The following is a 13677-nucleotide window of genomic DNA, read 5'->3' on the forward strand; positions in this document are numbered from 1 at the left end:
AGGGAGGGGCGGGGAGCTTGGGAGCCGGGGTCCGGCCCCGCCCGTCCGGTGGGCATCGATCGGGGATCGACCGGGCGGGCGGGGGTCCGGACCGCGGAACTGGAGGGGAGGCGACGCTACTTGGCGCCGAGTCCGGCGTCCGCCACGGGGGCCTGGCCCTTGGCCGCGAGCACCTTGTTCAGCGGGCCGAGGTCGTAGATCCCGTTCAGGTTGGGCTTCTTGAGCAGCCCCGCGGTCACGGCGTGGTCGGCCTCGGCCTGCAGGGTGCCGGCCAGCGGGTCGTCCAGGAAGTCGATGTCCGCCCAGGCCGGGTCGAGGATGGCCGGCTCCAGCGCGCTGCCGGACTCCTTCTTGATGGCCTCGTTGGCGTCGGCCTTGGCCTTGTCCGGGTTGGCCTTGATGAAGGCGTTGGCGTTCACCGAGCCGCGCAGCACGGCCTCCACCACGTCCGGGTGCTCCTTGAGGAACTTCTGCGAGACGATGATGTTGGTGATCACGAACTTCTTGTCCGGCCAGAGGTCCTTCTCGTTGAGCAGGACCTTCGCGCCGAGGGTGACCAGCTTGGAGGCGGTGGGCTCGGGCACCCAGGCGCCGTCGATGGAGCCCTGCTTGTAGGCGTCGGGGGTGACCTTGTTGTCGGTGCGCACCACCGAGACGTCCCCGGCGCCGGTGCTCGGGTCGACCTTGTAGCCCTTGCCCGCCAGGTAGTTGAGCAGCGCCACGTCCTGGGTGTTGCCCAGCTGCGGGGTGGCGATCTTCTTGCCCTTGAGGTCGTCGAGGGAGGAGACCTTGTCCGGGTTGACGACCAGCTTGACCCCGCCGGAGGCCGAACCGCCGATGATCCTCAGCGACTTGCCGTCGGACTTGGTGTAGCCGTTGATCGCGGGGGAGGGGCCGATCCAGCCGATGTCGATGGAGCCGGCGTTGAGCGCCTCGATCTCGGCCGGGCCCGCGTTGAAGACCTGGGTCTTGATCTTGGTGGCGCCGAGCTCCTTCTGGAAGAGGCCCTCCTGGAGGCCGACCAGGGCGGTGCCGTGGGTCAGGTTGGCGAAGTAGCCGATCTTGACCGTGTCGGCGGAGAGCTTGTCGCCGGCGGCCGAAGCCCCGGCGGCGGAGGAGCCGGCGTCGCCGGAGGACTTCCCCTCGGCCTTGGAGCCGTAGCTGCACGCGGACAGCAGGGCGACGGTCGCCAGGCCGGCGACGGCGGCCGCGGCGGCGCGTCTGATCCGCCCGGCGTTGGGGCGGATGCGGGTATGCAGGAGGGCCTGGATCGGTGCCATGGTGATGTCCCGTTCGCGGACGGACCGTCAGGAGGCGGTCTCGGGGCTGGAGTTCGGAAGGTGGTGCTTGCGGCATCGCGGATGCCGGGCAAGCCGGGCGGCTGCGGGGGAGGCGGCCCGGTGACAGGGCGTTCTCAGCCCTGTCGGCCCACACATCGGGTCAGTCCGCCCTGGCCACTGCCGAGGACGCCGCTGCCGATGCGGCCGCCTTCCTTGTCCATGCCCGAGAACGCCTCGCTGGGCATCAGACCCAGTCCTCCTCTTCGGTGGCGTCGTTGACGTCGGTGCTGCGTACGGTGTCGAAGGCCTCGCCCGCCATGCCGGCGGTGAGGGTGGTGCCGTCGGCCGGGTCGATCAGCAGGAACGATCCGGTGCGGCGGTTGGCGGAGTAGGTGTCGAGCGCCAGCGGCTCGGCGGTGCGCAGCACCACGTGGCCGATGTCGTTGACGTTCAGCCCGTCGGCGCCGGAACGGCGCTCCAGGGTGTCGATGTCGATCCGGTAGGAGATCTCCTTGACGAGCGCGCGGACGGTGCGGGTGGTGTGCTTGAGCAGCACCTTGTCCCCGGCGCGCAGCGGGCGCTCGTTGAGGTGGCTGACGGTCGCCTCGATGTCCTTGGTGGGGACGGGGGCGGGGCCGGCCGCGATGAGGTCGCCGCGCGAGACGTCGATGTCGTCGGCGAGGCGCACGGTGATCGACTGGGGGGCCCAGGCGATGTCGGTCTCCTCGCCGAGCGCGTCGATGCCGGCGACGGTGGTGGTGTGGCCGGAGGGCAGGACGGTGACGGCGTCGCCGACGCGCAGCACGCCGGAGGCCAGCTGGCCGGCGTAGCCGCGGTAGTCGGGGTGCGCCTCGGTCTGCGGGCGGATGACGTACTGGACGGGGAAACGGGCGGGCTCGGCGCTCGGGTCGCTGCCGACCGGGACGGTCTCCAGGTGCTCCAGCAGGGTCGGGCCGCCGTACCAGTCCATGTGGGCGGAGGGCTCGACGACGTTGTCGCCGGCGAGGGCCGAGATCGGCACGGCGAGGACGTCCTTGACGCCGAGGGAGGCGGCGTAGGCGGTGAACTCGGCGGCGATGGCGGCGAAGACGGGCTCGGCGTAGTCGACGAGGTCCATCTTGTTGACGGCGAGGACGACGTGCGGCACGCGCAGCAGGGCGGCGACGGCGGCGTGCCGGCGGGTCTGCTCGACGACGCCGTTGCGGGCGTCGACGAGGACGACGGCGAGCTCGGCGGTGGAGGCGCCGGTGACCATGTTCCGCGTGTACTGCACGTGGCCCGGGGTGTCGGCGAGGATGAACCGGCGCCGGGGGGTGGCGAAGTAGCGGTAGGCGACGTCGATGGTGATGCCCTGCTCGCGCTCGGCGCGCAGGCCGTCGGTGAGCAGCGCGAGGTCGGGCGCGGCCTGTCCGCGGTTGCGGGAGGCGTGGGCGACGGCCTCCAGCTGGTCGGCGAGCACGGACTTGGAGTCGTGCAGGAGGCGGCCGACGAGGGTGGACTTGCCGTCGTCGACGGAGCCGGCGGTGGCGAAGCGCAGCAGCGACGTGGCGGTGCCGGTCTGGGTCATGCCGGCCTGGGTGGTGCTGGTCATGGCTAGAAGTACCCCTCGCGCTTGCGGTCTTCCATCGCGGCCTCGGACAGCTTGTCGTCGGCCCGCGTCGCGCCGCGCTCGGTGAGGCGGCTGGCGGCGATCTCGGCGATCACGGCCTCGATCGTGGTGGCGTCGGAGTCGACGGCGCCGGTGCAGGACATGTCGCCGACGGTGCGGTAGCGGATCAGGCGCCGCTGGACGGGCTCGTCCTCGCGGGGCCCGCCCCACTCGCCGGCGGTGAGCCACATGCCGCTGCGGGAGAAGACGTCGCGCTCGTGGGCGTAGTAGATCTCCGGCAGGTCGATGCCCTCGCGCTCGATGTACTGCCACACGTCGAGCTCGGTCCAGTTGGAGAGCGGGAAGACGCGCACGTGCTCGCCGACGGCGTGCCGACCGTTGTAGAGCGACCACAGTTCGGGGCGCTGGCGGCGCGGGTCCCAGGCGCCGAACTCGTCGCGCAGGGAGAAGACGCGCTCCTTGGCGCGGGCCTTCTCCTCGTCGCGGCGCCCGCCGCCGAAGACGGCGTCGAAGCGGTTGGTCTCGATCGCGTCGAGCAGCGGGACGGTCTGCAGCGGGTTGCGGGTGCCGTCGGGGCGCTCGCGCAGGACGCCGCGGTCGATGAAGTCCTGGACGTGGGCGACGTGCAGGCGCAGGCCGTGCTCGGCGACGACGCGGTCGCGGTAGGCGATGACCTCGGGGAAGTTGTGCCCGGTGTCGACGTGCAGCAGCGTGAAGGGCACCGCGGCGGGCCGGAAGGCCTTGAGCGCCAGGTGCAGCATGACGATGGAGTCCTTGCCGCCGGAGAAGAGGATCACCGGGCGTTCGAACTCCCCCGCGACCTCGCGGAAGATGTGCACCGACTCGGCCTCCAGCGCGTCCAGGTGGGACAGCGCGAACGGGGTGTCGTCGGCCTGCACCGTGTGCTGGGTCGCGGTGGTCATGCGAGGCCCCTTTCGGTCAGGAAGGCGTGCAGCTCGGCGGCGGACTCGGTGACCGCGCGGCCCTGCGTCTGGAGGCGCAGCTCCGGGTGCTCCGGTGCCTCGTACGGGTCGTCGACGCCGGTGAGGCCGGAGATCTCCCCGGCGGCCTGCTTGGCGTACAGGCCCTTGACGTCGCGTTCGGCGCACAGCTCGACCGGGGTGGCGACGTGGATCTCCAGGAACTCGGTGCCGGCGGCGGCGTGGCGCTCGCGGACGGCGGCGCGCGAGTCGGCGAAGGGGGCGATCACCGGGGCGAGCACCTTGACGCCGTTGGCGGCCAGCTTCTCGGCGACGAAGCCGATCCGGGTGACGTTGGTGTGCCGGTCCTCGCGGGAGAAGCCGAGGCCCTTGGAGAGGAACTCGCGGATCTCGTCGCCGTCCAGGACCTCGACCCGGTGGCCCTCGGCGCGCAGCCGCTCGGCGAGGGCGAAGGCGAGCGTGGTCTTGCCCGCGCTCGGCAGCCCGGTCAGCCACACGGTGGCGCCGCGCTCGCAGGGGGCGGCCGCGCGGGCCGCCTCTGCGGCTCCGTTGGCGGCCAGTGTGTCGGCTGTCGTCACGGTGGGGTTCCTTCTGGTCGGTTGAGGGTGGTTCGGAGGTTCAGAGGTGGATGCCGCACTCGGTCTTGCCGGAGCCGGACCAGCGGCCGGCCCGCGCGTCCTCGCCCTCGGCGGGCTTGCGGGTGCAGGACAGCGGCGAGCAGCCGATCGAGGTGTAGCCCTCCCACAGCAGCGGGTTGAGCAGCACCCCGTTCGCGGCGACGTAGGCGTCCACGTCGTCCTGCGTCCAGCGGGCGATCGGGGCGAGCTTGACCTTGCGGCGCTTGGGGTCCCACGACACCACCGGGGTGTTCGCCCGGGTCGGCGACTCGTCGCGGCGCAGGCCCGTCGCCCACGCGTCGTAGGCGCCGAGGCCGCGGTTGAGCGGCTCGACCTTGCGCAGCGAGCAGCACAGGTCCGGGTCGCGGTCGTGCAGGTGCGGCCCGTGCTCGGCGTCCTGCTCGGCCACGGTCCTCAGCGGCGTGAGCGTGATGACGTTGACCGGCATCGTCGCGGCGACCGCGTCCCGGGTGCCGATGGTCTCCGCGAAGTGGTAGCCGGTGTCCAGGAACACCACGTCCACGCCGGGGAACACCGAGGAGGCGAGGTGGGCGACGACCGCGTCCTCCATGGAGGAGGTGACGCAGAACCGCTTGCCGAAGGTGTCGGCGGCCCAGCGCAGGATCTCCTGCGGGGTCGCCTCCTCCAGGTCGCGGCCCGCGGCGGTCGCGATCGCCTCGTAGTCAGTCGTCGTGCCGGTCAACTGCGCTTCCCCCTTCGCTCGGTCCCCCCGCGGCAGCGGGCGACAGCAGGCCGAGGAACTTCAACTGGAAGGCCCTGCGGCAGCCGTGGCATTCCCAGGAGCCGTGCCCGGCCTCGGAGGGGCGCAGGTCCTCGTCCCCGCAGTACGGGCAGAAGAACGGTGCGGCTCGCTCACTCATGAGAGCTGCTCCTCGGTGGCTCGGGCCGTCCACTGGGCGAAGCGCTCGCCCTCGGTGCGGTCGGCCTGGTAGCGGGTCAGGAGCCGCTCGACGTAGTCGGGCAGGCCCGCGCTGGTGACCTTCAGGCCGCGGACCTTGCGGCCGAACCCGGCCTCCAGGCCCAGTGCGCCGCCCAGGTGCACCTGGTAGCCCTCGACCTGGTCGCCGTGCTCGTCGGTGACCAGCTGGCCCTTGAGGCCGATGTCGGCGACCTGGATGCGGGCGCAGGCGTTCGGGCAGCCGTTGATGTTGATGGTCAGCGGCTCGGCGAACTCCGGAAGGCGCTCCTCCAGTTCGTCGATCAGGGTGCGCCCGCGCTCCTTGGTCTCGACGATGGCGAGCTTGCAGTACTCGATGCCGGTGCAGGCCATCGTGCCGCGGCGGAACGGCGACGGCGTGACGCGCAGGTCGAGCGCCTCCAGGCCGGCCACCAGCGACTCGACCCGGTCCTCGGCGATGTCGAGGACCAGCATCTTCTGCTCGGCGGTGGTGCGCACCCGGTCGCTGCCGTGGGCCTCGGCGAGGTCGGCGATCTGGCCGAGCAGCTTGCCGTCCACCCGGCCGACGCGCGGGGCGAAGCCGACGTAGAAGCGGCCGTCCTTCTGCTTGTGGACGCCGACGTGGTCGCGCCAGCGGCCGGCCGGCTCGGCGGGCGCGGGGCCGTCGGTCAGCGCGCGCTTGAGGTACTCGTCCTCCAGCACCCGGCGGAACTTCTCCGGGCCCCAGTCGGCGACGAGGAACTTCAGGCGGGCGCGGTTGCGCAGGCGGCGGTAGCCGTAGTCGCGGAAGATGCCGATGACGCCGCCGTAGACGTCGGCCACGTCCTCCAGCGGGACCCAGGCGCCCAGGCGCACGCCGAGCTTCGGGTTGGTGGACAGGCCGCCGCCGACCCACAGGTCGAAGCCGGGACCGTGCTCGGGGTGCACGACGCCGACGAAGGCGACGTCGTTGATCTCGTGCGCGACGTCGAGCAGCGGGGAGCCGGAGACCGCGGACTTGAACTTGCGCGGCAGGTTGGAGAAGTCCGGGTTGCCGATGAAGCGGCGCTGGATCTCCTCGATGGCGGGGGTGCCGTCGATGATCTCGTCCTCGGCGACGCCGGCCACCGGCGAGCCCAGGATGACGCGCGGGGTGTCGCCGCAGGCCTCGGTGGTGGACAGGCCGACGGCCTCCAGCTTCTGCCAGATCGCCGGGACGTCCTCGATCCGGATCCAGTGGTACTGGACGTTCTGGCGGTCGGTCAGGTCGGCGGTGTTGCGGCCGTACTGCTCGGACACCTCGGCGATCGCCCGCAGCTGGGCGACGGTCAGCCGGCCGCCGTCGACGCGCACGCGGAGCATGAAGTACTCGGCGTCGAGCTCGTGCGGATCCAGGATCGCGGTCTTGCCGCCGTCGATGCCCTCCTTGCGCTGGGTGTACAGCCCCCACCAGCGCATCCGGCCGCGCAGGTCGGCCGGGTCGATCGAGTCGAAGCCGCGGTGCGCGTAGATCGTCTCAATGCGTGTCCGCACATTGAGACCGTCGTCGTCCTTCTTGAACTGCTCGTTGGCGTTCAGCGGGGTGTGGTGCCCCATGCCCCACTGGCCCTCACCGCGGTGGCGGGTCACCTTGCGGACCCCGGCGGGGCGGCGCTCGGCGGCACTGTCGGCCGTGGGCTCGACGGTCTCGGGGGAGGTGGCCATGGTGAAGTCCTTCGGGGCAGGTGGCTCTGACGCCGGGTGGGTCGCTGGGCGTGCTCGACCGGGCGGTGCTCCTGTGACCTGCTGTTTCTCAGGACCGTGAGGGCAGTGACCGGGCCGGGCGGGCGCCGTGCGCATCCACGTCGGCGGGGATGGCGAGGTGGTGGCGCCGGGGTGCGGTGGTGGCGGCGGGGTGGGGCTCAGGTCACCGGACAGATGGCGCTGGACACGCGAAGGAGATCGACGTGGAGTCGACCTACCAGGGTGGTTCCGGCGCTAGGCATGGCAAGAGATTCGCACGGCGCACGACTCGCGGTCCACTAACGTCCGCATCATGGACGCTGTGGTTTCGAAATGCGGGACGCCGCCGCGTTCCCGCCGCTCCCCCCGCCGCCCGCCCGGAAACCGGCGGACGCACGCCCGGGGCCCCGCTGAGATCAACCGGCCGGGCCCGGCCCGATACCGTTAGCCCTGTGCAAGCAGCAGGCGATACGAGCAGACCGCACCCCGAGCGGCCCTCCCGACGCCGGGGCAAGGGCTCCCGGCGCGCGGCCAAGCAGGCCACCTGGCGCCGCACGGCGTGGGAACTGGTCCGGGACACCACCAACACCTGCGTCGAGTACCGGGTCACCGGCCTCGCCGCCGAGGCGGCCTTCTTCACCCTGCTGTCGATCCCGCCGCTGCTCCTCGGCCTCGCCGCGACCCTCGGCTACCTCGACCAGGTCCTCGGCGCCGGCACCATCGAGCGCCTCAAGCACGACATCGTCTCGGCCTCCGGGACGGTCCTCTCCGACTCCTCCATCAACGACGTCGTCGTGCCGCTGCTCAACCAGGTGTTCGACACCACCCGGCCCGACCTCATCTCGATCGGCTTCCTGCTCTCGCTGTGGTCCGGCTCCAGGGCCCTCTACATCTTCATCGACACCATCACCGTCATGTACGGCCTCGACGGCAAGCGCGGCATCGTCAAGACCCGCCTCATGTCCCTCGGCCTCTACCTCGGCGCCCTCCTCATCGGCTCCCTCGTGCTGCCGCTGCTCATGGCCGGGCCCGGCCTCGTCGAGAACGCCGTACCGGGCATCGCCGGGCTCGTCGGCGCCGCCTACTGGCCCGTCGCCATCGCCCTGCTGATCGTCTCCCTCACGACGCTCTACCACCTCGCCGTGCCCGTCTCCACGCCCTGGCGCGAGGACATCCCCGGCGCCCTCGTCGCCCTCGTCGTCCTCGTCTTCTGCAGCGTCGCGCTGCGCCTGTACCTCGTCAGCTCCGTCGAGGGCCCCTCCGTCTACGGCTCGCTGGCCGCGCCCGTCGCCGTCCTGCTGTGGATCTTCGTCGTGGCGCTCGCCGTGCTCATCGGCGCCGCCATGAACGCCGCCATAGACCGGCGCTGGCCCACCCTGGAGACCGCCGACGCCCGCGCCGAGAACGAGCGCGCCCACGAGGCCGCCGCCGCGGCCACGGTCCGCGAGGTCGCCGCCCGGCGCGCCGCCGAACGCGCCCGCCGGGCCCGCGAACTCGGCCTCGCCGAAGGCGCCGAGGAGGAGTGGGGCGAGGACGAGGGCGACGACGTCGACGTGCCCTCCGAGTACCCCGAGCGCTGGGCCGACGTCCTCGCCGCCGACAACGTGCGCGGCCGCCTCACCGCCCGCGGCGGCCCCCACCACCGGCCCACCCCGCCGCCGCCCGACAGCGACCGGCCCACCGCCCCGCCCCTGGAGTACCCGCCGCCCGGCTACCCGCCGCGGCCGCCCTGGGACCAGCAGCGGTAGGACGTGCGACAGGGCCTCCCCCGCGGGTGCGGGGGAGGCCCTGTGGCGTTCGCTGCTTCGCTTGCTGCTTCGCTGCGGCCGGTGTGCCCGGTGTGCCCGGTGTGCCCGGTGTCCCGGTGTGCCCGGTGTCCCGGTGTCCCGGTGTCCCGGTGTCCCGGTGTTTCCGGGGCGCCCTTGCGGCCCGTCAGGCGGTCGCCGGGTTCTGGTTCGGCGGGTACGGGCCGGGCGGGTACGGAGTCGACGGCTGCGGAGTCGACGAGTGCGGTCCGGACGGCTGCGCCGGCGTGTGGAAGCCGCCCCCCAGCGTGCCGCCCGGCCGGGACGGATCCGGGGCGGTGCCGTAGCCGGGCGCCGTCGGGAAGTCCGCCACCGCGCCCGGCCGGCCGGCCTGCTGCCCACTCGCCTCGGGCGCGGGCTCGGACCCCGGGCCCGACGGCGTGCCGTGCGCGGGCGTCCGGCCCGGGGCCTGACCGGCCTGGCCGTCCCCCTGACCGGCCTGGCCGGAGCCCTGGCCGGTGGCCTGACCGGCCCTCTGGTCGGCCTGGGCCGGGCGCTTCGAGGCTACCTGCGCCGGGAAGTCCGTGCTCGGCAGCGCCGGCTCCAGCGCCGTCCGCCCCGCCGAGTCGCTCAGTTTGATCAGCAGTGCCACCGTCAGCCAGTTCGCCAGCAGCGACGAACCGCCCGCCGCCAGGAACGGCAACGCCTTGCCGGTCAGCGGCACCAGGCCGCTCACCCCGCCGACCACCACGAACACCTGCAGCGCCAGCGCCGTCGACAGACCCGTCGCCAGCAGCTTCCCGAACGGGTCGGTCAGCCCGACCGCCGTGCGCAGACCCCGCTGCACCAGCAGCAGGTACACCAGCAGCACGGCCGTCACCCCGGCCAGGCCCAGCTCCTCGCCGATCGTCGTGAAGACGAAGTCGCTGCGCCCGGCGAAGCCGATCAGCCACGGCCGGCCCGAGCCCAGGCCCGTCCCGGTCAGGTGCCCGGTGCCCAGGCTGAACAGTGCCTCGGCCGGCTGGTCGGAGATGATCGCCTTGTCGTGCACCGGCTTGTAGATGTCGAGCGGGTGCAGCCACGCCTCGACGCGGCCGTGCACGTGCGGCTCCAGGGTGCCGACCACCGCCGCGCCGCCGACCGCCATCAGCAGGCCGAGCACCACCCAGCTGGTGCGCTCGGTCGCCACGTACAGCATCACGACGAAGATGCCGAAGAAGATCAGCGAGGTGCCGAGGTCGCGCTCGAAGATCAGCACCAGCAGGCTCATCACCCAGATCGCCAGCACCGGCCCGGCGTGCCGCCCGCGCGGCAGGGTCATGCCCCAGATCTTGCGGCCGGCCAGCGCGAGCGCGTCCCGCGAGGCCATCAGGTAGCCGGCGAAGAAGATCGTGATCGCGACCTTGACGAACTCGTCCGGTTCGAAGGAGAGCCCGAACAGGCGGATCCAGCGCTTGGCGCCGAAGTCCTCCGGACGCCCGGGGAAGAACGCGGGCGCGGCCAGCAGGACGAGCGCCCCCGCCATCAGGATGTAGACGTAGCGCTGGAAGAACCGGTGGTGCTTGATGAACACCACCAGCGCGAGGGACACCACGACCGCGATGAACACCCACATGAACTGCTGCGGCGCGGCCGGGAGCTTCTGGAAGTCGCCCTTCTTCGCGTGCGCCGCCGCGTAGGAGATGTCCAGCCGGTCCAGCAGCATCAGCCCGAAACCGGTCAGGAACACGCCCAGCGGCAGGATCAGCGGGTCCGCGTACGGGGCGAACCGGCGCACCGCCATGTGCGCCGCGCCCACCAGCCCGACCAGGGGCAGGAGCCGCATCAGCAGGTTCGGCGGCATCTTGCCGGTCAGCGCCAGATCGGCGTCGATGTGTCCCGCCACACAGACGGCCACCGCGAGGGCCAGCAGGCCCAGCTCGATGTTGCGGTGGCGCGCCGCCAGCCGGCGGCCCTCGCCGCGTGCAGTGCTTTGCACCCTTGTCGTCCCCTTGTTGTCACCCGCGTGGCCGGTATGCCGACGGTGCATCCTGCCAGACGAACGTGCCCCTCCGCCGGTTGCGCATGGGGACGGAACGGGGCGAAAACTTTGCCTCGGCAAAGCTTCGGCAAGGTTTGGCAAAGCCTTGTTCAGGGTGGGGTATAGAGAGGCCCCCTGGCCGCGGTGATCCACTGCCCACCGGCCATCATGGCGGGGCGCCGGACACCGCGAACGGACCCCGGCGCACCCCGAGCCCGCCCGGGCACGGGGCCGGCGGCAGCACGGCGTGGACGAGGTGGCGGACGGATGGACGGCTCGGTGCAGGCGCTCGGCTACAGCGGGCCGCCGGCCTGGCAGTGGTCCGACCTCGCCACCTCGTGGACCGCCGAACCCCTCGTCCTCGGCATCTCCGTCCTCCTCGGCGCCTGGTACCTCCTCGCCGTCCGGGCCGTCCACCGCACCGGCGGCGAACGCTGGCAGCCCACCCGCACCGCGGCCTTCCTCGGCGGGCTGCTCCTGTGGATCTGGGCCACCTGCTCCGGCCTCGGCGTCTACGACCGCGTCCTCTTCACCGACCGGGCCGTCCAGGTCGTCCTGCTGCTCATGGTCGTCCCGCTGCTGCTCGCGCTCGGCGCGCCGGTCTCGCTGCTCGTCGGGTCCGCGTCCGAGCGGCGGCGCGAGCGGATCCTGCGGGCGCTGCGCAGCAAGCCGTCCAAGGTGCTGATGTTCCCGGCCGTCTCGACCGCGCTGCTGATGGCGCCGCCGTGGCTCCTCTACTCCACGCCCTGGTACGACTGGTCGGTCTCCAGCGGCGCCGGGAACCTCGTACTGCACCTGGCGCTCGTGCTGCTCGGGCTCGCCTACTTCTGGCCGCGACTCCAGATCGACCCCGTCGGGCACGAGTACCCGCACCTGGTCGGGCTGTTCATCACCTTCGCCGAGGTGATCTTCGACGCCGGGCTCGGGATCGTCCTCATCTACGGCGGCCACCTCGTCGCCGAGCACCACTACGTCGCCCTCGGGCGGCCCTGGGGGCCGAGCCTCGCGCAGGACCAGACCTGGGGCGGCAACGCCTTCTGGGTGCTGGGGGACCTCGTCGGGCTGCCGTTCCTGGCCGCGCTCGTGCGGCGCATGGTGGTGCAGGGGCGCGAGGAGATCAAGGCCGTGGACGCCGAGCTGGACGCCCGCTTCGAGGAGGCGGCGGCCCAGGCGCGCGCGGAGGGCCGCGAGGAGGAAGAGGAGACCGGTATGCGGCCCTGGTGGCTGGACGACCCCAACCTCAAGCACCGCTACGGCGGCTGATCCCGCCCTCGCCCGCGCATTTCCACAGGTCAAAAACCTGTTGGCGCGGGAACCGTTCTTCGCTAGCGTTTCTCCCGTCCGGTTCGGGCGCCCTCTTCGGGCCGCCCGAGGAGTAGAGAGCAGGAGGTGAGCCCCATGGCCGTCGTTGCCCCGATAGCTGCCCTGGGCAGCACGCGCGATCACCTCCTTTTCCCGGCCGCCGGCTGACGTTCCGAGCCAGCCGCAGCCCGCCGGGATCATCTCCTCCCGAAGGGCCCACTGCGTTGTTCAACGCTGCCTCCGTTCCGTCGTACCCCTCTTCTTTCTCCTCGTCCTCCCCGGCCGCTGAGCACTTCGAGCTGCCTGAGCACGCCGAGCGCTCTGAGCACGCCGAGCGCCCTGAGCACGCCGAGCGCCCTGAGCTCTCCGCCGCGCTGTCCGGCTACGGCTGGACGGCCGAGCTCGACGAGCTGTTCACCCCGCTCGCCGAGGCCGGTCTCGTCCCGGCCCGCATCGTCCGCGTCGACCGCGGCCAGTGCGACGCCGTCCTGGCCGACCCCGAAACCGGCGAAGCGCGCACCGTCCGGCTCGACACCCGGCCGGTCGGCGACGCCGACATGATCAACTGCCCGTGCACCGGCGACTGGGCCGCCGTCGACCTCGACGCCCAGCCCATGGCCGCGGTCACGGCGCTGCTGCCGCGCAGCACCGCGATCATCCGCAAGGTCGCCGGCAAGCGCTCCGACGGCCAGGTGCTCGCGGCCAACGTCGACACCGTCCTGATCGCCGCCTCCCTCGCCGCCGACCCCGACCTCGGCCGGATCGAACGCTTCCTCGCCCTTGCCTGGGAGTCCGGCGCCGAACCCGTCGTCGTCCTCACCAAGGCCGACCTCGTCGACGACGCCGAGTTCATCCGTGCCGACGTCGAAGGCGTCGCCCCCGGCGTCACCGTGCTCGTCGTCAGCGCCGAGACCGGGGAGGGCATGGACGTCCTGCGCGCCTGCACCCCCGGCACCACCGCCCTCATCGGGCAGTCCGGCGTCGGCAAGTCCACCCTCACCAACGCGCTCGCGGGCGCGGCCGTCATGACCGTCCAGGCCGCCCGCGACGTCGACCAGAAGGGACGCCACACCACGACCACCCGCGAACTCATAGCGCTGCCCGGGGGCGGCGTGCTCATCGACACCCCCGGACTGCGCGAAGTCGGCCTCTACGGCGGTGAGGGCGTGGACCTGGCCTTCGCCGACATCGCCGAGCTGGCCGAGGAGTGCCGCTTCCACGACTGCGGCCACCACACCGAGCCCGGCTGCGCCGTCCAGGCCGCGCTGGAGGAGGGCACGCTGCCGCAGCGGAGGTGGGAGAGCTACCGCAAGCTCCAGCGCGAGAACGAGTGGATCGCGTCCCGGTCGGACGCCCGGCTCGCCTCGGCGCGGCTGAAGAAGTGGAAGACGATCACCAAGTCGATGCGGAAGGAGAACGGCCCGGTCCGGCACTGACACCGCACACCCCGCAAGGCTGGGCACCGGGCCCGGTGCCCAGCCGGCGGAGGGTGGCGAGGGGTGGAGGGCTGTGGCCGAGGGGGCACTTTAGGCGGTGTCTTATA

The 13677-nt window shown here is 72.3% G+C and carries 12 protein-coding genes; 3 read left to right on the forward strand and 9 right to left on the reverse strand.

Features of this window, described 5'->3' with window-relative positions:
* Nucleotides 1-116 precede the first annotated feature (116 nt).
* The 8 genes from ACFV4F_RS09115 to ACFV4F_RS09150 all read right to left on the reverse strand — a co-directional run bounded on the left by ACFV4F_RS09115 (nucleotide 117) and on the right by ACFV4F_RS09150 (nucleotide 7330).
* The gene (locus ACFV4F_RS09115) at nucleotides 117-1280 is read right to left on the reverse strand and encodes an aliphatic sulfonate ABC transporter substrate-binding protein (RefSeq protein WP_380440948.1); all 1164 of its coding nucleotides are present in this window, start codon (nucleotides 1278-1280) and stop codon (nucleotides 117-119) included.
* Nucleotides 1281-1524: 244 nt separating this feature from the next.
* Nucleotides 1525-2871, reverse strand: a complete 1347-nt coding sequence (locus tag ACFV4F_RS09120) for a sulfate adenylyltransferase subunit 1 (RefSeq protein ID WP_380440946.1) — start codon at nucleotides 2869-2871, stop codon at nucleotides 1525-1527.
* A gap of 2 nt (nucleotides 2872-2873) precedes the next feature.
* A complete protein-coding gene (gene cysD, locus ACFV4F_RS09125; RefSeq protein ID WP_380501177.1) occupies nucleotides 2874-3812 on the reverse strand; it encodes a sulfate adenylyltransferase subunit CysD in 939 nt (312 codons plus the stop codon).
* Complete coding sequence (gene cysC, locus ACFV4F_RS09130; protein ID WP_380441043.1) at nucleotides 3809-4390, reverse strand: adenylyl-sulfate kinase; 582 nt, start codon at nucleotides 4388-4390, stop codon at nucleotides 3809-3811. Before cysC ends, cysD begins: the two co-directional genes overlap by 4 nt.
* A 58-nt stretch (nucleotides 4391-4448) precedes the next feature.
* The gene (locus ACFV4F_RS09135) at nucleotides 4449-5150 is read right to left on the reverse strand and encodes a phosphoadenylyl-sulfate reductase (protein ID WP_380440940.1); all 702 of its coding nucleotides are present in this window, start codon (nucleotides 5148-5150) and stop codon (nucleotides 4449-4451) included.
* Nucleotides 5131-5328 carry a hypothetical protein gene (locus tag ACFV4F_RS09140; protein WP_380440937.1) on the reverse strand — a complete coding sequence of 66 codons (198 nt, stop codon included), beginning with the start codon at nucleotides 5326-5328 and terminating at the stop codon, nucleotides 5131-5133. The genes ACFV4F_RS09135 and ACFV4F_RS09140 overlap by 20 nt, the downstream gene beginning before the upstream one ends.
* The gene (locus tag ACFV4F_RS09145; protein ID WP_380501179.1) at nucleotides 5325-7049 is read right to left on the reverse strand and encodes a nitrite/sulfite reductase; all 1725 of its coding nucleotides are present in this window, start codon (nucleotides 7047-7049) and stop codon (nucleotides 5325-5327) included. The genes ACFV4F_RS09140 and ACFV4F_RS09145 overlap by 4 nt, the downstream gene beginning before the upstream one ends.
* 197 nt (nucleotides 7050-7246) lie before the next feature.
* Nucleotides 7247-7330 carry a putative leader peptide gene (locus ACFV4F_RS09150; RefSeq protein ID WP_310593185.1) on the reverse strand — a complete coding sequence of 28 codons (84 nt, stop codon included), beginning with the start codon at nucleotides 7328-7330 and terminating at the stop codon, nucleotides 7247-7249.
* A 189-nt stretch (nucleotides 7331-7519) separates the two neighbouring features.
* Between ACFV4F_RS09150 and ACFV4F_RS09155 the strand changes: the two genes are divergently transcribed.
* Complete coding sequence (locus tag ACFV4F_RS09155; RefSeq protein ID WP_380501181.1) at nucleotides 7520-8815, forward strand: YihY/virulence factor BrkB family protein; 1296 nt, start codon at nucleotides 7520-7522, stop codon at nucleotides 8813-8815.
* Nucleotides 8816-8999: 184 nt separating this feature from the next.
* Here ACFV4F_RS09155 and ACFV4F_RS09160 read toward each other — a convergent pair whose 3' ends face one another.
* Complete coding sequence (locus ACFV4F_RS09160; protein ID WP_380501183.1) at nucleotides 9000-10790, reverse strand: FtsW/RodA/SpoVE family cell cycle protein; 1791 nt, start codon at nucleotides 10788-10790, stop codon at nucleotides 9000-9002.
* A 309-nt stretch (nucleotides 10791-11099) separates the two neighbouring features.
* Here ACFV4F_RS09160 and ACFV4F_RS09165 point away from each other — a divergent pair, with 309 nt between their 5' ends.
* Both ACFV4F_RS09165 and rsgA read left to right on the forward strand, forming a co-directional pair.
* Nucleotides 11100-12095: a cytochrome c oxidase assembly protein gene (locus ACFV4F_RS09165; RefSeq protein WP_380501185.1), complete on the forward strand. Its 996-nt coding sequence runs from the start codon at nucleotides 11100-11102 to the stop codon at nucleotides 12093-12095.
* Nucleotides 12096-12508: 413 nt separating this feature from the next.
* A complete protein-coding gene (gene rsgA / locus ACFV4F_RS09170; RefSeq protein WP_380501220.1) occupies nucleotides 12509-13570 on the forward strand; it encodes a ribosome small subunit-dependent GTPase A in 1062 nt (353 codons plus the stop codon).
* Nucleotides 13571-13677 lie beyond the last annotated feature (107 nt).

The sequence above is a fragment of the Kitasatospora sp. NPDC059722 genome (assembly GCF_042733235.1).
GTDB lineage: Bacteria > Actinomycetota > Actinomycetes > Streptomycetales > Streptomycetaceae > Kitasatospora.

What these genes read in the sequence shown, in the direction of transcription:
- ACFV4F_RS09120 (WP_380440946.1), bottom strand. Translation starts at nt 2,871, where the DNA reads ATGACCAGCACCACCCAGGCCGGCATGACCCAGACCGGCACCGCCACG.
- ACFV4F_RS09140 (WP_380440937.1), bottom strand. Translation starts at nt 5,328, where the DNA reads ATGAGTGAGCGAGCCGCACCGTTCTTCTGCCCGTACTGCGGGGACGAG.
- ACFV4F_RS09145 (WP_380501179.1), bottom strand. Translation starts at nt 7,049, where the DNA reads ATGGCCACCTCCCCCGAGACCGTCGAGCCCACGGCCGACAGTGCCGCC.
- ACFV4F_RS09165 (WP_380501185.1), top strand. Translation starts at nt 11,100, where the DNA reads ATGGACGGCTCGGTGCAGGCGCTCGGCTACAGCGGGCCGCCGGCCTGG.
- ACFV4F_RS09150 (WP_310593185.1), bottom strand. Translation starts at nt 7,330, where the DNA reads ATGCCTAGCGCCGGAACCACCCTGGTAGGTCGACTCCACGTCGATCTC.
- cysD (WP_380501177.1), bottom strand. Translation starts at nt 3,812, where the DNA reads ATGACCACCGCGACCCAGCACACGGTGCAGGCCGACGACACCCCGTTC.
- ACFV4F_RS09115 (WP_380440948.1), bottom strand. Translation starts at nt 1,280, where the DNA reads ATGGCACCGATCCAGGCCCTCCTGCATACCCGCATCCGCCCCAACGCC.